The organism is Kocuria atrinae (assembly GCF_039531425.1).
GTDB lineage: Bacteria > Actinomycetota > Actinomycetes > Actinomycetales > Micrococcaceae > Kocuria > Kocuria atrinae.
This window is the reverse complement of the sequence record NZ_BAAAQA010000033.1, coordinates 87,095-108,176: the sequence shown is the minus strand read 5'-3', so window position 1 is coordinate 108,176 and position 21,082 is coordinate 87,095. Positions and strand designations below refer to the sequence as shown.

Here is a 21,082-nt window from a genome sequence, read left to right as displayed (position 1 = left end):
TCAGACCGTGCCTCAGGCCTGCCGATGATCACCCCGGTGGTCATCGGCAGTCTCGTCTGCGGCGAGAAACTCCGCGGGAATCCGGTCGGCACCGGCCACGTCCGTGAGCAATTGGGGGTCGATGGGAACGCCGCGGCGCAGCACGCTGATACCGCCGCCGGGCTCATGGAGCACGCAGGCGATCTCCTCGTAGGAACGAACACCCGCGCGACGCAACGCCCCGTGCAATTCCCAGATGGTGATGTGTGAGCGTTTGAGCGTCTTCTCTTGGATCTCCGGGCCGATCATGAGCAACCGTGCCGGGCTGTTCATGAGTTTGTGCACGCGCATCGAGGAACGCAGCTGGCCGAACACGGCCTCCAGAATGAACAGGGTGGCCAGACCCAGGATGCCGCTGGTCAACGTGGGCGGGTGACCAAGGATCACACGGCCGGCCACCGATCCGAGCATGACCGTGACGACCACATCGAAGGTCGACATGGCCATGAGTACGCGCTGACCGAAGATGCGCACGAACAGCAGGAAAGCCACGTAGATCCCCACCGCGGACAGCACCACGGCGATTGCATGTGATCCCGTAATGCCCAGTTCCTCGAACAACTGGTCGGGCAGTGAGACGTTCATCGGCATGACGTTAGATTAGGCTCGCTCACTCGGTGGTGGAGAACTGTGTTTCATAGAGTTCCGCGTAACGACCGTCCGCTTCGAGCAGTTCTTGGTGCGTGCCGCGCTCCACGATCCGCCCGGCTTCGATCACCAGGATCTGATCCGCCTGGCGAATGGTCGAGAGTCGGTGGGCAATCACGATGGCAGTACGGCCGATCATGGCCTCGCTCAGGGCAGCCTGCACGTGCGCCTCGTTGGTGGAATCCAGTGCGGAAGTGGCCTCGTCCAGGATGACCACGCGTGGCTGGGCAAGCAGCAACCGAGCAATCGTGAGGCGCTGACGCTCACCACCGGACAACCGGTAACCGCGCTCTCCCACCACGGTGTCCAGGCCGTCCGGGAGGGATTCGATCACGTGCTTCATACGAGCGCGATCCAGGGCGTGCCAGAGGTCTTCATCGGTGGATTCCGGCCGAGCCAGGGCCAGGTTCGCGCGGATCGTGTCGTGGAACAGGTGGCCGTCCTGCATGACCATGCCCACGGTGTCCCGCAGGGATTCGAACGTGGTCTCGCGGACATCTTGGCCACCCAAGCGGACGGCGCCGGTATCGACGTCGTACAGGCGGGCCACGAGCTGGGCGATCGTGGATTTACCGGCTCCTGAGGATCCCACCAGGGCCACGGTGTGACCGGGCTGGGCGTTGAAGGAGATCCCGTGGAGCACCTCTTCGCCACCCCGCGAATCCAGAACCGCCACGTCCTCCAGGGATGCCAGAGAAACCTGTTCGGCCGAAGGGTAGCCGAAATGAACGTCGTCGAACTCCACGGACGCGGGACCGGCGTCAATCGCTCGGGCATCGGGTGCTTCACGAATGAGGGGCTTGATGTCGAGCACCTCGAACACGCGCTCGAAGCTCACCACGGCGCTCATGATGTCCATGTGGGCGTTGGCCAACATGGTCAACGGGGTATATAGCCTGGTCAAAAGCATTCCGAGGGTGACGACGGCGCCGGCGTCCAAATGCCCCAGGATCGCCTGGGCACCACCCACGCCGTAGACCAGCGCGAGCGCCAAGGCGGAGACCAGGGTCAGCGCGGTGACAAAGGTCGTCTGCAGCATGGTGGTGCGAATGCCGATATTGCGCACGCTTGCGGCGCGCTCGGCAAACTGTTGGGACTCACTCGATGGGTCGCCGTAGAGCTTGACCAGGGTGGCCCCGCCGGCACCGAAGCGCTCCGTCATGCGGATGGACATCTGCGCGTTGTACTGGGCGGACTGCCGCTGCAGCCCGGCCAGGCGTCCACCCATGACGCGGGCGGGAATCAAGAAAATGGGGAGCAGCAGCAAGGACAACCCGGTGACCTGCCACGAGATCGTCACCATCACGCCCACGGTGAGCGCCAGCGACACCACGTTGGAGACCACCCCGGACAGCGTTCCCGCGAAGGCCCGCTGCGCACCGATCACGTCAGTGTTGAGTCGCGAGACCAACGCGCCCGTGCGGGTGCGAGTGAAGAACGCCAACGGCATGGTTTGCACGTGGTTGTAGACCGTGGTGCGCAGGTCGTAGATCAAACCTTCACCCACGCGGGAGGACAACAGTCGGTTGAGCACGGACAGTCCGGCATCCAACAGGGCCACGATCGCGATCCCCACGGCCAACCACACCACAGCGGAGATGTCCTGACCGCCGGTAATGGCGTTGACCACGCGGCCTGCGAGAACCGGTGTCACCACGCCCAGGACGGCCAGCGCCACGGACACCACAATGAACAGCGCGATGGTTTTACGGTGCGGGCGCGCGAAAGTCAGGATGCGCTTGATGGTGGCGCCACTGATCTTGCGCCCCTTGTACTCCTGGCCCTTAACGGTGCCCATCATGACCCGGTGCGGACTGTTGTTCATACTCACCCCGCCACTCTAGACCTGGCGGTCAGGGGCGGAGAGAAGCTTTACTCACGACGATCGATCAAGCCATTGACCGAGCAGGAGACCCGGATCAGCGGAGAGAACGATTGCTGATTCATCCACCCGTCACGCGATCGAGCGCATACCCTTTGCCACGTCTTCAGCCGGTCCGCGGTTGAGGGAGCGGCCGATCTCAACGAGCTGCCCCACCTGCTCGGGACTCAGCCGGTCGAAAACGATCTCTCGCACATGACGAACGTGAGCCGGTGCGGCCTGCTGGATGCGCTCGATCCCTGCGTCGGTGATTTCGGCGATGACCACGCGGCGGTCATCGAGGCGGCCTTCGCGGGTGACCAGCCCGGCCTTCTCCATACGCGCGACGATGCGCGAGAGCCGCGACTGGGACGTGTTCGTAGCGGCCGCGAGTTCGGACATGCGGTGCCGGTGGTCGGAGGCTTCGGAGAGCATCGCCAGAACCAGGTATTCCGCCAGAGACATGTCTTCTTCGCTGCGCAGCTGTGTTTCCACGGCGCCGGGCAGGCGGAACATGATCGACACGAGCGCCAGCCACGCTTCGCGCTCGTCCTCGGACAACCATTCTGTATCGCTCATGCGCCGATTCTAGGTGGAATATATTGACGCAGCAAATATTGTTCCCTAGAGTTGCTTGCTAAAGAAACTATTTGGAAGGAAGTAACCGTCATGAGCATGACCGTTCTCGACCGCCATGAGATGTCATCGGCCCCCCGCTCGGCCGCGCAGCCGCGTTGGCAAGACGGTGACGCACCCCTGCCCTCCATTTACTTGAGCCACGGCTACCCGGGCCTGCTCGACGATGAGCTCTGGCTTTCCGAACTCTTCGAGTGGGCGATGAGTATGCCCAAGCCGCGCGGCGTGGTTGTGGTGTCCGCGCACTGGGAGAATGCCCCCACGTCCATCACCTCGCCCACCGCCAACACCCCGCTGGTCTACGACTTCGGCGGGTTCGAGCAGCGCTTCTACGAGCTCACCTATCCCACCCCGGACGCCTCAACACTGGGTGCCCGGATTGCCGCGATGATGCCGGACTCCGAGTCCCTGCACGTGGATCACAACCGCGGCCTGGACCACGGCGCCTGGGTTCCGCTGCGCGCCATGTACCCGCTCGCGGATGTTCCCGCGCTGCAGGTCTCCATGCCCACGCACTCCCCCGAGCGCCTCATGGACCTGGGCCGCCACCTGCGCCAGCTGCGCCACGAGGGCTACCTGGTGGTCGGTTCCGGCTTCATGACGCACGGCATGCCGTCTCGTCAGTTGCTGTTGGGGACCACGGCCCAGCCCGAGTCCTGGTCCGTGGATTTCGATTCCTGGGCCGCTCAGCTGCTCGACGACGGTGACGTGGCCGGCCTGTCCCGATTCCGCACCGACGCCCCCGGCATGCCCTACGCCCATCCCACCGTGGAACACTTCACGCCGTTGTTCGTCACGCTGGGTGCCGCAGACGATCCCGAGGGCCCGGTGAAGACCACGGTCGAGGGCTACAAGATCGGTCTGTCCAAGCGCTCGTTCCAGCTCGCCTAACTTTTCAAGGATCGACGACGTCGCTCGCTCGCCCTATGCAGGCAGCGTGCGGTTACGTCCGGCGAGCGCCACGAACACACCCTGCGCGATGATCACGCCGAGAATCGTGAGCAGCGGGACGGTCCAGGTTCCCGTGGCGTCCCGCAGCACGCCGATCATGACCGGGCCCAACGCGGCGAGCAGATAACCCACGCTCTGCGCCATCGAAGACAGCCCGGCCGCCTGGTGATAATCCACGGTGCGCAACCCGAACAGCGCCATGGCCAGCACGATCGCGCCGCCGGTGCAGAATCCGATGAACAGCGCCCACAGCAGTGAGAGCGCGGGCATGGTCAGCAGACCGATCACACCGATCACGGCCGAACTGGTGAACAGAATGCCCAGCCCCGACTGGCTCCGTGTCCTGGGGATCATGGACGCGGTGAAGAGGGTGCCCACCAGACCGCACGCCTGGAACGCGAAGTGGTACCAACCCGCCTCCACCGCGCTCGCACCGTTGAATACCTGCACCGCGGGCAGCCAGGTCACCATCGTGTAGTACACGGTGGACTGCAAACCCATGTACGCGGTGACCTGCCAAGCCAGCGCGGATCCCAAGGGGAGTTTGGCGTGTCGGCGAGCGGGCGGCGTCGTCCTTAATGCACCGTGGTCGTCGCGCAGGTCGGAACGGCCGGGCAGGGTCTTGGTGGGTGCCCGGCGACCCACGATCCACGGCAGAAAAATAGCCAAGCCGATGATGGCCGTGCCGGCCCAGATCCCCAGGGCGAAACGCCAACCGGACGGAGCCACTTGGGCAATGGGGACCACGACCCCGGATGCGAGCGCCGCGGTGAGAGCCGTGACCGACTGGTAGACACCGGTCGTGGGGCCGATCTTGTGCGGCCAATCGCGTTTGATCAGCGCGGGGATCAGCACGTTCATCACCGCGATTGCGGCACCCAGCAGCACCGTGCCGATCCAGATGAAGCCTGGCCCGGGCGTCGAGCGAATCACGATGCCAAAGGCCAACACGGCGAGTGCCAGGCCCAGGACCCGTTCTAACCCGAGGCTCTCAGCCAGCCGTGGCGCGAACGGCGAGATCACGGCGAACGCAATCAACGGCAGGCTCACCAGCAGCGATGCCTCGAACCCGGTCAGCCCACCCTGTTGCTCGATGTCCGGGAGCACGGGGCCGACAGCGGTGATGCCCGCGCGGAGGTTGGCGCCCAGCAACAACACCCCCACCAGCAGCAATCCGGCGCGGTGGCCGCGGTTGACCGGGGGCTGAGCGGGGCGCTCGGGCATGGACGGACCACCTCTCTAGGACGTCATGCCACCATAATGGGAACCATGGATTCCATGGACACCTGGCCCACCCCCGTTACCGTTGATGACCGGGGGTTCGATCTCAAAGCCATGCAGGAGCTGCGGCGTAACCCGTCCGCGACCTCAGGCAATGCTGGTTCTTCGCCCGCGGGTAACGCATCACCCCCCGACGGCGCATCCGATCCGGGCGCCGCGGCATCCGGTACCAGCGAGGCAAGTCCCGCTTCGCCTGGCGCACCGGCCAAGGTGGGCACCCGCGAGAAGCTCGCGAACTCCATGATCCTTGTGATCCCCGTGGTGTCCGCGCTGGCCATCGTCCTGTGCTGGATGCGCTACGCGGACACCAACAACGGCCTGTGGTTGGGCGCGATTGCTGTGATTCTGGTGCTGGCCGCTATTACGTGGATCTCCAGCGTGAAGAAGGCCTTCGCTCGCGCGCAGGGTCATCTGGCTACTCGACTGCCGGGTGTGATCGGTTACGGCGTGGGCATCATCCGCGAAGTGGACGTGGACTCCCCGTTCGACGAGAACGGCGTTTCGGACACCGTCACTGCTCACCTGGTGCTGTCCGTGAACCCGGTGCAGGGCCCCAAGTTCCAGGCCCCGATCGACGCCGTGTACAACACCTCGGATTCAGAGAAACTCACCGTGGGTGCGCACGGTCCGGTGCGCTACCTGCGCTCCGATCCCGAGAACACCGTGAGCATCGAAACCCGCCTGGATGACGCTCGAATCCGCCAGATCTATCAGGGCGCGGCGATGAACTAGTGGTCCACCGTGCGCGATCCGTACATGCCAACGGCCTCTTACCGAAAGGTGAGAGGCCGTTGCCACGGCGACGCAGCGGCGTCGTCGGGTGAAGAACTACTTGACCTGATGGGTGTCCTTGGTGCCGTCAGCGGCAGGACGGGAACCCAACTTGCCGGCCAGGTTGGCGCGGAGCGCGGAGGAGCCCATGCGCTTGGCGGGCTTTTCGTCCTTGATGGGGGCGGTGGACTTCGCCTTGGAGATCGAAGGTGTGGCAGGAACGGTCTCCTGCTGCTCGGTGTCAACGTCCGGTTCGATGACCACGCGGGTGCCGTCCTCCACCGAGGAGCGCTTGAACTCGCGAGGGGCGCGAGGATTGTCGTTGACCGCGGTCACGGACACGGCCATGACGTTGAGCACGATGCCCAGGATCACGAAGATCCACGCGGCAACGGGCATGGAGCCGAGTTCGAACAGCAGACCGATCACCACCAGGGCGATCGAGGTGATGTACGCGGGGGTCTTGACACGGTGGAAGTTGAACTTCATACCTCTATTTCACCACGACTGACTGACATGCACCTGACGGCCGTGACTTCACTCATAACTTAACCGCTTGTCAGGGCGGCAGGCGGAGAAGTTCACTAAAAACAGTTTCCCTACGAAAGGATTTCCATGCCTCGCAATGCATCCCTGACCCTCAACGACGGCAACACGATTCCCCAGTTCGGCTACGGCGTCTGGCAGGTCGACCCGGACGTCGCCGAGGAAGTGGTGACCAAGGCCCTCGAGACCGGTTACCGCCACATCGACACCGCCAAGATCTACGGCAACGAAGAAGGTGTGGGCCGCGCGATCGCCAAGAGTGGCATCCCCCGCGAGGAACTGTTCATCACCACCAAGCTGTGGAACGACGACCAGGGCTACGACTCCGCGCTGAAGGCCATCGACGGTTCGCTGGAACGCCTGGGCCTGGACTACGTGGACCTGTACCTCATTCACTGGTCGCAGCCGAAGAAGGGTAAGTACCTGGAGACCTGGAAGGCCTTCCAGGAGATCAAGAAGTCGGGCAAGGCCCGTTCCATCGGTATCTCGAACTTCGGTGAGGAAGCCTTCAAGGACATCATCGAAACCGGCGACATCCCCGCCGCACACCAGATCGAGCTGCACCCCTACTTCAACCAGAAGGCCATGCGCGATCTGGACGCTCAGCACAAGATTGTGACCGAGGCCTGGTCCCCGCTGGGCCAGGGCAAGGCCGACCTGCAGGACGAGACCATCGCCCAGATCGCCGAGGCTCACGACGCCACCCCGGCGCAGGTCATCATCGCCTGGCACCTGGCCATCGGCAACGTGGTGTTCCCCAAGTCCGTGACCCCCGAGCGCATCGAGGAGAACTGGGCTGCACAGGATCTAACGCTCAGCTCCGAGGAGATCGCCCTGATCGACGGTCTCACCCGCGAGGACGGCCGTATCGGCTCCGCCCCGGAGGACTTCAACGACTGATCGTTAGTGCTTCAGTAAGAGTTGCCCCCGGTTCCGAAACAGGAACCGGGGGCTCTCCATGTGATGCTCAGAGAAAGTTTTCCCGCCCGGTGACCGCCCACTTCTTCCTGACGACTAGGCAAAAGACCTGATCACCCTCCGGCGACAAGGCCCGGAAGTGTCGCGTTAGCTCCCCTAACAGGTGCAGAATTGGAAGTTATGACAAACAACACCCCGGGGGAGCCGCGCGCCACAACCGTGCCGGTCACACCCAATTCACACATAGCTCCGCAGGATCCCAGCGGAAAAACATTCTTCGGCCAACCGCGCATGCTGTCCCACCTGTTCAGCGTGGAGATGTGGGAACGTTTCTCCTTCTACGGCATGCAGGGCCTCATCGCCTACTACATGTACTACAAGGTGGTGGACGGTGGTCTCGGCATTCCCGAGAACATCGCCGTGGGCATCGTGGGTGCCTACGGCGGTAGCGTCTACCTCAGCTCGATCCTGGGCGCGTGGATCGCGGACCGGCTCCTCGGTTCCGAACGGACCATGTTCTACTCCGCGCTCCTCATCATGGCCGGCCACATCTCGCTGGCGCTGATCCCCAGTTTCCTGGGTCTGGGCATCGGCCTGTTTTGCATCGCTATCGGCTCCGGTGGTCTGAAGACCACGTGTGTCGACATGGTCGGCCACCTCTACGAGCGCGAAGATCCGCGCCGTGACGCCGGCTTCTCGCTGTATTACATGGGCGTCAACATTGGTGGTCTGGCAGGCCCGCTGCTCACGGGTCTCGCGTGGGAAACCTGGGGCTTCCACTTCGGCTTCGGCCTGGCCGCGATTGGTATGGCCATCGGCCTGATCCTGTACACGCGCGCTCGCCGCAAGCTTCCCCGGTCGATGCACCACGTTCCCAACCCGTTGCCCCGTTCGGAGTACGGCAAGTGGATCGGCATTGCCCTCGGTGCAATCGCGGTCATCATCGTGGCCGTGTTGCTCGGCCTCTTGAACGCCGCGAACCTGGCCAACGTCATTACCGTGGTCGTGATCGTGTCAGCCATTGCCATCTTCACCCTGCTGCTGCGCGACAAGGACCTCAGCTCGGATGAGCACTCCCGCGTGATTTCGTTCATCCCCATGTTCATTGCCACCGCGGCATTCTTCGCGCTGTTCCAGCAGCAGTTCACGGTCATCGCGATCTACGCGGACACCCGCCTCAACTTGAACCTGTTCGGCTGGGAAATGCCGCCGTCCTGGGTCCAGTCGATCAACCCCGTGTTCATCATCCTGCTGGCGCCCGTGTTCGCTGCCATCTGGACCAAGATGGGCCGTCGTCAGCCCACCACCCCGATCAAGTTCGGTCTGGCGTTGCTGCTGATCGGCGCGGCATTCCTCACGTTCCTGCCCATGGTGGGTCACCTTTCCGTGCCGCTGATGTGGATTGCCCTGATCCTGCTGATCGCCACGCTCGGTGAGCTCATGCTTTCCCCGGTCGGTCTGTCCCTGACGACCAAGCTGGCACCGAACAAGTACCCCGCGCAGATGGTCGCCCTGAACAACCTGGCCGTCTCGCTCGGAACCACACTGTCCGGCGTGCTCGCGATGTACTACACCTCGGACACCGAGGGCGCCTACTTCGGCACCCTGGGCCTGATCACCGCCGCCCTGGGCGTAGCACTCCTCCTACTGTCCAAGCCCATCACGCGCCTCATGCGCGGCGTTCGGTAATTCCTTCACCGACGACGCCGCTCCGGCCGTTTCGAACGCCCCGCACCTCTTCGTGAGATGCGGGGCGTTCTGTACGTCGCATTGCTCTATGAACTGTGACGTGAATCGCTTACATTGACTTCACGTAACAATCACGCTCGGCACCGCCTCGCAGCCCCCGGACTCACCGCCGGTTGTGGACAGCGCCCCCTTGCATCAAGAGGTCACTATGAGCAACGAACCATCCCACGACCAAGGCGCCACTGCGCCGTCGGCGGGAATCCAAGGCAACGATCCGAAAACCGGTGAGTCCCACGAATTGAAGCGGGTCATGGGACCCGGCCTGCTGCTGTTGTTCATCGTGGGCGACATCTTGGGCACCGGTGTCTATGCACTGACCGGCAATATCGCCGGCGAAATCGGCGGCGCCGCCTGGGCGCCCATCCTGATCGCGTTCGCGGTGGCCACCATTACCGCGTTCTCCTACCTGGAGCTGGTGACCAAGTACCCCGGTGCTTCAGGTGCCGCCCTTTATACGCACAAGGCCTTCGGCATTCACTTCATCACCTTCCTGGTGACGTTCGCCGTTCTGTGTTCCGGCCTGACATCTGCCGCGACTGCGTCATCAGCAGTGGCCTCCAACTTCGCCAAGGGTTTCCACCTGGAGCTGAGCCCGTTCGGTATCACCGTGGTGGCCATGGTGTTCCTGGGCATCCTGGCACTCATCAATCTGCGTGGCGTCTCCGAATCCGTGAAACTAAACGTGGTGCTCACGTGCATCGAACTCACGGGTCTGCTGATCGTGATCCTGGTCGGCTTCTGGGCGGCATCTCAAGGCAACGCAGACTTCAGCCAGACGGTGGTGTTCGAGACCTCCGAGGACAAGGGCATCTTCATGGCCCTGACCGCGGTGACCTCCCTGGCGTTCTTCTCCTTTGTGGGCTTCGAGGATTCGGTCAACATGGTTGAGGAGACCAAGGATCCCACCAGGAACTTCCCGCGCGTCATGCTGCTGGGACTGAGCATCACCCTGGTGGTCTACGTTCTGGTCTCGATCTTCACCGTGGCCATCGTGCCTATCGGCCAGCTGGGTGAATCCACCACTCCGCTGCTGGACGTGGTCCGCATTGGCGCGCCCGGTATCCCGATCGACTCCATTTACCCATTCCTGACGATCATTGCGGTGGCCAACACCGCGCTGATCAACATGCTGATGGCGTCTCGCTTGCTTTACGGCATGGCCCGTCAGGGTGTGATTCCTGGGATCCTCGGCAAGGTGCTTCCGGAACGCCGGACGCCGTGGACTTCCATCATCTTCACCACCGTGCTGGGCATGGTGCTCATCCTGATCGTCAACAACTTCATGGGAAAGGGAACGGCTTCAGCCCTGGGCGGCACCACCGCACTCCTGTTGCTGGCAGTGTTCACGGTGGTCAACATTGCGGCGATTATTCTTCGGCGTGACAAGTCCCAGGAAGACCACGACTACTTCCATGCGCCCAAAGTGCTCCCGTACCTGGGTACGATCACCTGCGCTTACCTGTTGGGGCCGTGGGCGCAGGATCCCATCGAGTACCAGATCGCCGTGATTCTCATCGGTTTGGGCGTGCTGCTCTGGCTGTTGAACTTCCTCTACGGTCGCCTGATCACAGGCCGCCGCACACGGTTCCAGCGCCCGGAGGACTTGGCGCATCTGGAAGACACCGACCGCTAACGCATCCGTTCCACACGCACCAGGGAGACACCCATGAGCATTGTTGTCGGCTACCTACCCACCGCCGCCGGGCGCGCGGCACTGCGGGCAAGCATTGAAGAAGCCAATCTGCGCTCCAGCAAGTTGGTGATCGTTCAGGCTCCCGCACCCAAGCAGCGCTTCGGACGCCCCGCGGAGCACGAGTCACCGGCGGCGTCAGCCGAGGATCAGGAGCTGTTGGCCGAGAGCGGTATCGAGCACGAGCTGGTTTCGGTGCATCCGGACAGTGACCCCGCAGACGCCATCTTGGACGCGTGCGAACGCGTCACCGCCGAGTTACTGGTCATCGGTACACGCAAACGGACCCCGGTGGGCAAGCTGATCATGGCACCCACCACGCAGCGCATCCTCCTGGAAGCCACGTGCCCTGTGCTGTGCGTCAAAGCCGGCTACACCGTGGACGACTAGACACGTTCAACAGCCTTTAGGCCGCCCGGTCTTCTTCCGCCTCATCCACGTCGAAGGCCGGGCGGCTTTGCTGTGCCTTAGCGGGGGCCTCCCACGACGACGCCGCTGTCGCGCCATTCGCACCGGTCGCGCTGGTGCTCGTGCGAGCCGTCTTCGGAGCCGGCACCGTGACGTTCTTCTGCGTCCACCCAAAGCCGTACGCCAATGCGGGCACCAGTGCGTTCGATAGAGAACAGCCAATCATCACGCCCGCCCAAGCCACCGGAATGGAAACCAGCACGTCAAGCGGATAATGCGCAGTTGCGTATATACGACCCATGCCCACCACTGCTACGGCGGCCAAGCCAAACAACAGGATCCGGTTGCGTTTGGAAGAACGGAAATTCACGAGCGTCAAGGCCAATACGATGGCCAGCGCCCCGCCGGTGTGTCCGGAAGGGAACGATGTGGCGCCGTCGAGGGCAAGAAGTTGATCGCCGGTCATCAAGGACGGCCGGGGTCGTTCGGCGGCAACCTTGACCAGGCCGATCGCGGCCCACCCCATGAGGGAGGTAATGAGGAAGGCCGTGGCATCCAAGGGCTTCCGCCGGAAGACAGCCAGCCACCCGGTGATCACAGCGATGATCAGTACGATGCCCGCATTGGAGAGCACCACCTGAATTGCCATGGCGAGGGCGTCGAGTGCTGCGTTGCGGTATTGGACAAGCCCCTCGAGCAACGCGGTCTCCCCGTGCGTGATTTCCGGTGATACCACCAGCAATCGACCGACGGTCGCAACCAACAGCACCGTGACCAGAGGTATGGCCACTCGGTGTCGTAGCTGCGGCAAGCGCCACGGGGACCCGCCCGGCGAGGGGGAAGTTTTCTGCGCCGGATAGGTCATGAATCTATGGTGTCACTCCTCACCGAACGAATGCTGAACTGGTGAAGCCATGGCAGCGAGCCTGGAGTTTTCACGTGAAACGAAAAAACGAAATGAACCCATCTTCGGTTGCATCCGTTCTACTGCATATATTGAGCGTGACGATTATGACGTCCGTCGGAATCGACTGATCTACGCTGCCGTTATAACTGCGAACACACACGATCCATCTCGATCCCAGGAGGCACCGTGCCCCAGAACCCTCAGTACCCGCAGGTCTCACAGGACGAGGCGCTCAAGCACGTCGACAACAACGGTGTGGCCATTTACTGGCGACCCGGATGCCCCTTCTGCGAGCGCCTCGAATCCGGTCTTGGCGAGGACGGGCTGAAGGCCACGTGGACCAATATTTGGGAGGACCCGGCGGCCAAGGACTACGTGGCATCCCTGAACGATGGCAATTCCACGGTGCCCACCGTGGTCACCAAGGACACTCATTTCGTTGCCGCTGACTCGGACGCCCCGGATCAGGTTCGTCAACTGCTGGCCAACGCCACCCCCGCGACCGCACACTGAATACGTCAGTACCGGTAATCACAGAAAGCAGGATGGCTCATGGCTGATCACTACCACTCCCCGGAAGATCTCAAGCTCCTGGGTGAATTGAAGAACCTCGCCCCCGAGGAGTTCACCAAGTTCGCGGCGTTCGACGCAGCCATCGGTCGCGAAGGCGGGAACATCGACCCGCTGAACCGTGAGCTCATCGCCATTGGTGTCGCACTGACCACCCAGTGCCCGTACTGCTTGGAAGTGCACACCAAGAAGGCCAAGGCTGCCGGCGCCACTCGCGAGCAGATCGTAGAGGCTGGAATGGTGGCCGCCGGTCTGCGCGCCGGTGCGGCCGTGACCCACACGGCCATGGCCCTGCGCTTATTCGACGAGGCCTGAGAACCGTCACACCAGCCGCGTGAAGCCGCGCCGCACACATCGTGTCGGCGCGGCTTCACCGTGTTGAACTGGGTCTTGTCTTCGAGAGTTGAAGACGGGCTACACTCCGGTGCAAGAGAATCTTCACAGGAAATTGAGGACAACGATGTCCCTGCACCCCACCACTGCCCCCTACGAGACAGCACCGGGCTCACAGACGTCACTGCGCGTGGCCAATCAGCGCCGGGTCATCCATGCCATGCGGACGTTGGGGACCACTACGCAGGCCACCATTGCTCGCGAAACGGCCTTGGCCCCTTCCACGGTCTCCTCGATCGTGCACGAGATGGTGACCGCGGGAGTGCTCGCCATGGATTCGTCCCACGGCGGGCGCCGTGGGCAGCTGGTTCGTTTCAGTGACAACGCCGGATTCGTGGTGGGCCTCGATGTGGGCCATCGCCACCTCACAGTGGCCGTTGCGGATCTCAATCAAGACATCAAGGCACGTCAGCGCTTTGACCTGCCGCGCGGTCATTCGGTCACCGAGGTTCTGGGCACCGCCGATTCCACCTTGGCCACCATGGTTCAGGAACTGAAGATATCGCGTGCAAAATTGCTCGCCGCCGGCCTGACCCTTCCCGCCCCCGTGGACCTCGAGGGGCGCGTGGTAAGCGCCGGGGCCATCCTTCCGGCCTGGGCCGATACCGATGTCCGGGCCGCGGCGTCCGGCCATCTCGGGCTGCCGGTTGCGGTCGAGAACGATGCCAATACCGGGGCCGTCGGTGAGTTTGCTCAAGGCGCGGGCCGCAACGTTCAGAACATGGCCTACATCAAGGTCTCCCACGGTGTGGGCGCCGGCTTGATCCTCAACGGTCGCCTGTTCCGAGGGGCCACGGGTTCCGCCGGGGAACTGGGTCACATGACCCTGGACGAACAGGGCGAGGTCTGCCGCTGCGGCAACCGCGGATCCCTGGAAACCTTCATTTCCTCGGAAGCCGTCCTCGCTCTTCTGGGCACCACCCGCGGTCCGGATCTCACGGTTTCGGACGTCGTGGACGCCGCTCTGGCCGGGGACGTCGGCTGCGCGCGCGTCATCGGGGACACCGGTCGCACCCTGGGCACCACCGTGGCCAACCTGTGCAACATCATCAACCCCGAACTCGTGGTCGTGGGTGGCGAGCTGGCCCGCGCCGGAGATCTACTGCTGGCACCGTTACGAGAGATCGTCTCCCGCTACGGGGTTCAGGGCTGCACCCGGGACCTGACGATCACGGCGGCAGAACTGGGCCCGGAAGCGCACCTGACGGGAGCCCTGATCATGGCGCTCGAGAACATTTCTCTGCCCATGTGAAACACAGGCAACACTTTTGTGTTCAAGACATGGACATTTAGTGATCCGGGTCCTAATCTTGATCCACTACCGGCAAGCGTACTTCCGGTTCTCGACCCCACAGCGCCCTATGCCCTGGGGCCTGCATTCTTACTTCGTTACAGCAAGGGAGCTGCGCGATGAGCCAAGCAGCGCACGCAGTACCGTCGGAGCGCCACGACGCGAACACCGGCGCGGTCATCAGAATCACCACCGTCGCGGCCTTCGGTGGTCTGCTCTTCGGATACGACTCAGCCGTGATCAACGGCGCGGTGTCCTCGATCGAGTCCCACTTCGATGTGGGCCCCGGTCCTCTGGGATTCGCCGTGGCAGCCGCCCTGCTGGGCGCAGCGGTGGGTGCCTTCTTCGGTTCCCGCATTGCGGACCGCACCGGTCGCATCCTGATCATGAAGATCGCGGCATTGTTGTTCCTGGCCTCCGCGATCGGTTGTGGCCTGGCCAATGACATCACCACCCTGATCATTTTCCGCGTGATCGGCGGTATAGGCGTGGGTGTGGCCTCCGTGATCGCGCCCGCCTACATTGCCGAGGTGTCCCCGGCTCACCTGCGTGGCCGCTTGGGTTCGCTGCAGCAGATGGGCATTGTGCTCGGTATCTTCCTGTCGCTGCTGATCGATGCCCTGTTGGCCCACTGGGCCGGCGGTGCCGCCAACGAACTGTGGCTGGGCCTCGAGGCGTGGCGCTGGATGTTCCTGGTCATGGCCATCCCCGCCGTCATGTACGGCGTGGGCGCATTCACCATTCCTGAGTCCCCGCGCTACCTGGTGTCCCGCGGCCGTGATGATGAAGCCCGCTCCGTGCTGACCAGCATCCACGGCGATCAGGTAGCCGAGGAACGCGTGGCACGCATCCGCGAAACCATCAACAAGGAACACACGCCCCGCTTCGGCGATCTGCGCGGTTCCCTGGGCGGCCTCAAGCCCATCGTGTGGGTCGGTATCGGTCTGGCAGCCCTGCAGCAGTTCGTGGGCATCAACGTGATCTTCTACTACTCCAACGTGCTGTGGGAGTCGGTGGGCTTCTCGGAGTCCGATTCGTTCACCATTTCGGTCCTGACTTCGGTGACCAACGTGCTGGTGACCATCGTGGCCATCTTCCTGGTGGACAAGGTGGGCCGCCGGCCACTGCTGCTCATTGGCTCGACCGGTATGGCCGCCTCGCTGGCAACCCTGGCCATTATTTTCGCCACCGCCAACAAGGTCATGGTGGACGGTCAGCTCACCCCGGAGCTCGGCCCCGTGGCCGGCCCGGTCGCCCTGATCGCCGCCAACCTGTTCGTGATCTTCTTCGGCGTCTCGTGGGGCCCGCTCATGTGGGTCCTGTTGGGCGAAATGTTCCCCAACCGCATCCGCGGCGCCGCACTGGCCGTGGCCGGTGCCGTGCAGTGGATCGCCAACTGGGCCGTCACCGTCAGTTTCCCGGCGCTGTCCAACTACTCGCTGGGTGTGGCCTACGGGATTTACGCGTTCTTCGCGGTGGTCTCGCTGATCTTCACCATCAAGATGGTCTCCGAGACCAAGGGTGTGGAGCTCGAGGACATGCACGACTAACGCCCCGCCACCCGGCCACGATCGCCCCGGTTCCGTACGTGAGTACGGACCCGGGGCGACGTCGTTCCCGGCACCTTTCGTGCGTGGCTACCGGCCAGTCATAGTTTGTCGGATTAACAAATTTGCCGCCCCGTTGCCCCCACCCCGCGCGTTGTCGGGTAGTTTCGAACCTGGTGTTCGCGGACGATCCCCGTGGAAATGCCCACACACTTCACGACTTTTCAATGGCGGAATGAGGACCTCACGGTGACCCAATCTTCTTCGGAACAGCCCTCAGCGGGACGTAAATCAGCCGGCCACGTGATCGTGGATTCACTCGTGGCCCACGGTGTGGAACGCACCTATCTGGTGCCCGGTGAGAGCTTCTTGGACGTCCTGGACGGCCTGCACAAATCACCGATCGAGACCGTGGTCACTCGTCACGAGGGCGGCGCGGCGTACATGGCCGAGGCCGACGGCAAGATGAACACCGTGCCCGGCGTGGCCATGGTGACCCGCGGCCCCGGTGCCGCCAACGCCCACGTGGGCCTGCACACCGCGTGGCAGGACTCCACACCCATGGTGTTGTTCGTGGGCCTGATCCCCTTCGAGCACCGCGAGAAGGAAGCGTTCCAGGAGTTCGATCCGCACCAGTGGTTCGGTTCCGGAGCCAAGCGCGTGATGGTCCTGGATCACGCCGAGCGCGCCTCCGAGTACGTCGCAGAGGCCATGTTCGCCGCAGCCTCCGGCCGTCCCGGCCCCGTGGTGGTGGGTCTGCCCGAGGACGTCATCACGCGCGAGATCGATGCCACCTTGCACCCGCGGATCCCCGTGGCCGGCGGCGGCATGACCGTCACCGACTGGAAGGCCCTGGAGAAGGCACTCAACGAGTCAGAGAAGCCGCTGTTCGTGACCGGCGGCAATGACTGGACCCACGAGGCAGCTGAGACGTTCACGGAGTGGCTCGAGCAGCACAACATCCCCGCGGCAGCCGAGTGGCGCACCGAGGGAACGGTGCCGTTCACCTCGTCCTCCTACGCGGGACCCATCGGTTATGGCCGCCCCAAACCCACCTTCGACTTCCTGGAAGAGACCGACCTGCTGGTGTTCGTGGGCACCGTGCCCGGTGATGTGATCACCAACGGGTTCCTGATCCGTCAGGACTGGTCCAGGAAGAACTTCATCATCACCATGGATCCGTCCATGCGCGGTCGCTCGGGTCCCGTCTCCTACCAGATCGTGGCCAAGCCGGACATCTTTGTGCGCGACCTGGTTCGCATGGAGCTCTCGGCCAAGGACCGCTGGAAGCCCTGGTGCGAGCGCATGCGCCAGCAGCAGGTGGAGTTCTCCACCCCCAAGAAGACCCATCCCGAGGACGGCCCCGCCACCATGGACACCATGATGGCCAATCTGGTGGAAGGTCTGCCCGAGGACGCCATGGTCACTTTTGGTGCCGGTGAGCACACCAACTGGGCGCACCGTTACTTCCCGACCAACGGCTACGCATCCATGATTTCGGCGCGCAACGGTTCCATGGGCTACTCGGTGCCCTCGGCCGTGGCGGCATCCCTGAATTACCCGGGCCGCCGGGTGATCTCGATTGCCGGTGACGGCGAGTTCCTCATGAACGGACAGGAGCTGGCCACCGCTGCCCAGTACGGCGCTACTCCGCTGGTGATCGTGATGGACAACCAGGAGTTCGGCACCATCCGCACCCACCAGGAGAAGCAGTACCCCGAGCGCATCTCCGGAACCCAGCTGAAGAACCCGGACTTCGCCGCAATGGCCACCGCGTTCGGTGGTTTCGGTGTGCGCGTGGAGCGTGAGTCCGAGATCCCCGGCGCTCTCGAGCAAGCCTTCAAGGCCATTGACGAGCAGGGCACGTTCGCGGTCATTCACATGATCGTGGAGCAGCGGCACAAGGCATACTGACCCAGGCATAGTTACAGGTCAGCTAAGTGATGAGGCCGCCCTCGGTGCCTTTCGTTCGAAAGGTGCCGAGGGCGGCGTCGTGGTTTCGCGACGGTTACAACCTGGCCGTGCTGCTCAGACGTCGTCGCTTTTCTTTTTCTGCTGCCGGTATCCCGAAAGGGCCCCCACAACGGCCCCGACACCAGACCAGACGAACATTTGGGAGAGTTCGAATGGGCCCTGCTCGCTGTCCACTGCCGAGCTTCTCTTGTACAAAGAGAACCCAAGTTCTGTCGATAGCCAATAGAGAACCGCGGCGCACACCGCAAATATCAGTGCATGGATGAAAATTCGCATTGCTCTCCTCTCCCGGGGCAGCGTTGCACGGGTTAAATCCCCACGTCAATCGCCATTGCGACGGGTGACTCAGCCGTGGACATTGGATGGCCCCACCATTGAGTTGACCGAGACAGCGCGCTGTCGACGACGTCCGGCGGACAACTAGCCGAAGGGCCGGGTCACTCATGGCAGACGGCCCGCGCTGCGAAGGAATCAACGCAGCGGGTGCTCCGCCTGATCCTTGTACATACGGCCCGCCCAGACAGCGATCACGCCGAGGACGGGCGTCACGATGGCCACGCCCCAGAAGATCGCCTCGGGTGGCAAGATCTGCGAGACGGGGCCCGCCACGGCCATGGACACCGGCATAAGCGACAGGGACACGAAGAAGTCCAAGGATGAGATGCGCCCCAGCATGTGCACGGGCACGCGTCGCTGGAGCAGCGTCCCCCAGATGACCTGACCCGCGCCACCGGTGGCACCGAACACGCACAGGGCGATGGCCATGACCCACCATGAATCGGTCATGCCCACCAGACCGAAAGGCAACGTGCCGAAGCCCCACAGCCAGATCATGGTGGTCAGATAATGACGCGGCAGGGGCATGGACGCCGTGATCAGCGAACCCAGCGCCATGGACATCCCGTACAGGCCGAGCATCGCGCCGTAACTGGCCACCGTCCCACCGAGTCGGTCCACCACCAGGAACGGAACCAGGACTTCCAGGGGGCCCATGAACAAGAACACTGCGGTCATGGCCCACAGCAGGGTCCAGAGCAACCACGGTGTGCGTACTGAATAGAGGAAACCGTCCGCCAGATCGCGCAGGATGGAAGTGGACGGTGCCACCGTGGAGCCCTGCGGTTCCTCCTCGCCGAATCGACCGGTCGTGGGAATGCGCAGGAACATCATGAAAGTCAAAGCCGCCGCGTGACACACGGCGATCGCGAGCACGGCGAGCCCCGGAAACGCCAGGCCCGCTAGTAATCCTCCCACCGCGGGGCCGGCGGCAATCTGAAGGAGCGGCCGGGCGGTTCCTTCCACGCCGTTGGCCGCCAGCAGTTGATCGGCGGGCAGTAGCCGCGGGAGCGCCGCCGAGTACGCCGGGTAGAAGAACCCCAAGGAGGCTGCGAAGACGAATGCCGCAATCGCCAAGTGCCACAGGGCAAGGTTGTCGGTCCACGTCAGCACAACAATGACTGTGGCCGTCAGGAGGTTGACGGCCTCCACGCAGCGCAGGATAAGACTCAATCGCACTCGATCCGCGGTCACACCGCCCACCAGCACAAAGACGACGGCGCCCAGGGCACCCGCCGCAGTGACCATCGAGAGGTCCACAGCGGACCCGCCCAGAGCCATCACTCTGGCCACCATCGCCACGGCCCACAACCCGGAGCCGAACACACTCATGCACATGGCGAACGCCAGCACCGTGTAGGCCGGGGTGCTGAAGGGTTTGAGCGCGCGTGGAAGATGCACCGCACAAGACTACTAGCAGTGTTCTCCCGCTGAACCACGGGGTTTACACCCCGTTCGGAAGCGCTCATGACGTACCGTGGAAGCGATCTCCGTGGTGAGATCGAGCAGCAGATTGAGTAGTGAAGGAGCCCCCACATGCGCGCAACCCACGTGCCCGAAACCGGAGTCGTCACGGTGCGTGAATGGCCCAAACCGCAGGCCACTGAGCAGGGCACGTTCGTGGTGCGGATGACAGCGGCGTCGGTGTGTGGCTCGGATCTGCACGCGGCACTACACGGCACGCTGCATCCCAAGGGTCCGGAGCGCGCGGGCTACCCGGGCCACGAGGGCGTGGGTGTCGTTGCGGAGTCCAACTCCGAGAAGTTCCCCGTGGGCACCACGGTGCTGTGCGTTCCCCCGGGTGAGTTCGGTGGAGCGTTCGCGGAGTACATGCTGCTCGACGACGACCACGCCGTGGCTCTGCCCTCGGACGTGAACAGTGACGATCTCACCCAGATGCGCCGCTACATGATGGCGCAGCAGCTGGGGACGTGCATTTACGCGTTCGACCTCTACTGGCCCACCGAGGTGCCCGCGCGCACGGCGGGCACGTGCGTGATCATGGGCGCCGGTTCCGCAGGCTTGTTCTTTCTGCAGGACGCCCTGCGCCGCGGTTTCGACCAGGTCATCATTTCGGACAAGGAACCTGCCCGCCTCGAGATCGCCCGCAAGCTGGGTGCCCGCACCGTGCTGATCCCGGACGAGGATCTGGGCACCATGGTCTCCGAGCTCACCGGCAACAACGGTGCGGATCTGGTGATCGAGGCCGTCGGCTCCGATGAGTTGCGCACCCAGGCCGTGGACATCGTGGCCAACCGCGGCATCGTGGGCTGGTTCGGCCTGTACGAAAGCTTCGAACCTACTCTCGTGCCGATCTTCGAGGTCTTCCGCAAGTGCGTGCGCCTCCAGGGTTCCGTGGCCGCCCAGTCCGAACCCGGACTCAAGTCCTTCCACGAGGCTGTGCGCCGCGTCCACGACGGCGAGGTCGAGGTCGACTACTGCCTGGGCCCCACCCACACCCTGGATCAGGTGGCCGAGGTGCTGCGCATCGCCGAACGCGGCGGCGACGGCCAGGTCAAGTTCACCATCGTCCCGTAACCCCGCTTTTCACTGCCCGACGACGCCG

General features: G+C 63.5%; 20 protein-coding genes. 12 read left to right on the top strand and 8 right to left on the bottom strand.

Annotated elements, in window-relative coordinates:
* Positions 1–12: 12 nt before the first annotated feature.
* From ABD283_RS13075 to ABD283_RS13065, 3 genes are all read right to left on the bottom strand, one after another.
* Positions 13–624: a DUF421 domain-containing protein gene (locus ABD283_RS13075; protein WP_344225419.1), complete on the bottom strand. Its 612-nt coding sequence runs from the start codon at positions 622–624 to the stop codon at positions 13–15.
* Positions 625–649: 25 nt separating this feature from the next.
* On the bottom strand, positions 650–2,512 hold the full coding sequence (locus tag ABD283_RS13070) for an ABC transporter ATP-binding protein (protein ID WP_425552843.1): 1,863 nt from the start codon (positions 2,510–2,512) through the stop codon (positions 650–652).
* Positions 2,513–2,641: 129 nt separating this feature from the next.
* Entirely contained in the window at positions 2,642–3,127 is a 486-nt protein-coding gene (locus tag ABD283_RS13065; protein WP_344225418.1) for a MarR family winged helix-turn-helix transcriptional regulator, read from the bottom strand.
* Between the two features lie 90 nt (positions 3,128–3,217).
* On the opposite strand from ABD283_RS13065, the gene ABD283_RS13060 reads away from it, so the two are divergent.
* A complete protein-coding gene (locus ABD283_RS13060; RefSeq protein ID WP_344225417.1) occupies positions 3,218–4,075 on the top strand; it encodes a dioxygenase family protein in 858 nt (285 codons plus the stop codon).
* A gap of 33 nt (positions 4,076–4,108) precedes the next feature.
* Here ABD283_RS13060 and ABD283_RS13055 read toward each other — a convergent pair whose 3' ends face one another.
* Positions 4,109–5,359, bottom strand: coding sequence for a CynX/NimT family MFS transporter (locus ABD283_RS13055; protein ID WP_344225416.1), 1,251 nt, complete (start codon positions 5,357–5,359; stop codon positions 4,109–4,111).
* Positions 5,360–5,404: 45 nt separating this feature from the next.
* On the opposite strand from ABD283_RS13055, the gene ABD283_RS13050 reads away from it, so the two are divergent.
* The gene (locus ABD283_RS13050) at positions 5,405–6,148 is read left to right on the top strand and encodes a hypothetical protein (protein WP_344225415.1); all 744 of its coding nucleotides are present in this window, start codon (positions 5,405–5,407) and stop codon (positions 6,146–6,148) included.
* Between the two features lie 96 nt (positions 6,149–6,244).
* Here the strand turns inward: ABD283_RS13050 and ABD283_RS13045 are convergent, their stop codons facing one another.
* Positions 6,245–6,676 (bottom strand): hypothetical protein, encoded by a 432-nt coding sequence (locus ABD283_RS13045; RefSeq protein ID WP_344225414.1) that lies wholly within the window; start codon positions 6,674–6,676, stop codon positions 6,245–6,247.
* Between the two features lie 126 nt (positions 6,677–6,802).
* On the opposite strand from ABD283_RS13045, the gene ABD283_RS13040 reads away from it, so the two are divergent.
* The 4 genes from ABD283_RS13040 to ABD283_RS13025 all read left to right on the top strand — a co-directional run bounded on the left by ABD283_RS13040 (position 6,803) and on the right by ABD283_RS13025 (position 11,480).
* Entirely contained in the window at positions 6,803–7,633 is an 831-nt protein-coding gene (locus ABD283_RS13040; RefSeq protein ID WP_344225413.1) for an aldo/keto reductase, read from the top strand.
* Positions 7,634–7,831: 198 nt separating this feature from the next.
* The gene (locus ABD283_RS13035; RefSeq protein ID WP_344225412.1) at positions 7,832–9,340 is read left to right on the top strand and encodes a peptide MFS transporter; all 1,509 of its coding nucleotides are present in this window, start codon (positions 7,832–7,834) and stop codon (positions 9,338–9,340) included.
* A gap of 208 nt (positions 9,341–9,548) precedes the next feature.
* On the top strand, positions 9,549–11,033 hold the full coding sequence (locus ABD283_RS13030; protein WP_344225411.1) for an APC family permease: 1,485 nt from the start codon (positions 9,549–9,551) through the stop codon (positions 11,031–11,033).
* A 33-nt stretch (positions 11,034–11,066) separates the two neighbouring features.
* Positions 11,067–11,480 (top strand): universal stress protein, encoded by a 414-nt coding sequence (locus tag ABD283_RS13025; RefSeq protein WP_344225410.1) that lies wholly within the window; start codon positions 11,067–11,069, stop codon positions 11,478–11,480.
* A 16-nt stretch (positions 11,481–11,496) separates the two neighbouring features.
* Here the strand turns inward: ABD283_RS13025 and ABD283_RS13020 are convergent, their stop codons facing one another.
* Positions 11,497–12,363: a phosphatase PAP2 family protein gene (locus ABD283_RS13020; protein WP_344225409.1), complete on the bottom strand. Its 867-nt coding sequence runs from the start codon at positions 12,361–12,363 to the stop codon at positions 11,497–11,499.
* 228 nt (positions 12,364–12,591) lie between these two features.
* On the opposite strand from ABD283_RS13020, the gene ABD283_RS13015 reads away from it, so the two are divergent.
* The 5 genes from ABD283_RS13015 to ABD283_RS12995 all read left to right on the top strand — a co-directional run bounded on the left by ABD283_RS13015 (position 12,592) and on the right by ABD283_RS12995 (position 18,120).
* On the top strand, positions 12,592–12,918 hold the full coding sequence (locus ABD283_RS13015; RefSeq protein WP_344225408.1) for a glutaredoxin domain-containing protein: 327 nt from the start codon (positions 12,592–12,594) through the stop codon (positions 12,916–12,918).
* Positions 12,919–12,957: 39 nt separating this feature from the next.
* Positions 12,958–13,290, top strand: coding sequence for a carboxymuconolactone decarboxylase family protein (locus ABD283_RS13010; RefSeq protein ID WP_344225407.1), 333 nt, complete (start codon positions 12,958–12,960; stop codon positions 13,288–13,290).
* A 145-nt stretch (positions 13,291–13,435) separates the two neighbouring features.
* Entirely contained in the window at positions 13,436–14,620 is a 1,185-nt protein-coding gene (locus ABD283_RS13005; protein WP_344225406.1) for an ROK family transcriptional regulator, read from the top strand.
* A 158-nt stretch (positions 14,621–14,778) separates the two neighbouring features.
* Complete coding sequence (locus tag ABD283_RS13000; RefSeq protein ID WP_344225405.1) at positions 14,779–16,209, top strand: sugar porter family MFS transporter; 1,431 nt, start codon at positions 14,779–14,781, stop codon at positions 16,207–16,209.
* A gap of 246 nt (positions 16,210–16,455) precedes the next feature.
* The gene (locus tag ABD283_RS12995; protein WP_344225404.1) at positions 16,456–18,120 is read left to right on the top strand and encodes a thiamine pyrophosphate-dependent enzyme; all 1,665 of its coding nucleotides are present in this window, start codon (positions 16,456–16,458) and stop codon (positions 18,118–18,120) included.
* Positions 18,121–18,234: 114 nt separating this feature from the next.
* Here ABD283_RS12995 and ABD283_RS12990 read toward each other — a convergent pair whose 3' ends face one another.
* Together ABD283_RS12990 and ABD283_RS12985 are read right to left on the bottom strand one after the other, a co-directional pair.
* On the bottom strand, positions 18,235–18,456 hold the full coding sequence (locus ABD283_RS12990; protein WP_344225403.1) for a hypothetical protein: 222 nt from the start codon (positions 18,454–18,456) through the stop codon (positions 18,235–18,237).
* 195 nt (positions 18,457–18,651) lie between these two features.
* Complete coding sequence (locus ABD283_RS12985) at positions 18,652–19,917, bottom strand: MFS transporter (protein WP_344225402.1); 1,266 nt, start codon at positions 19,915–19,917, stop codon at positions 18,652–18,654.
* Positions 19,918–20,052: 135 nt separating this feature from the next.
* Here ABD283_RS12985 and ABD283_RS12980 point away from each other — a divergent pair, with 135 nt between their 5' ends.
* On the top strand, positions 20,053–21,054 hold the full coding sequence (locus ABD283_RS12980; protein ID WP_344225401.1) for a zinc-binding dehydrogenase: 1,002 nt from the start codon (positions 20,053–20,055) through the stop codon (positions 21,052–21,054).
* Positions 21,055–21,082: the final 28 nt, after the last annotated feature.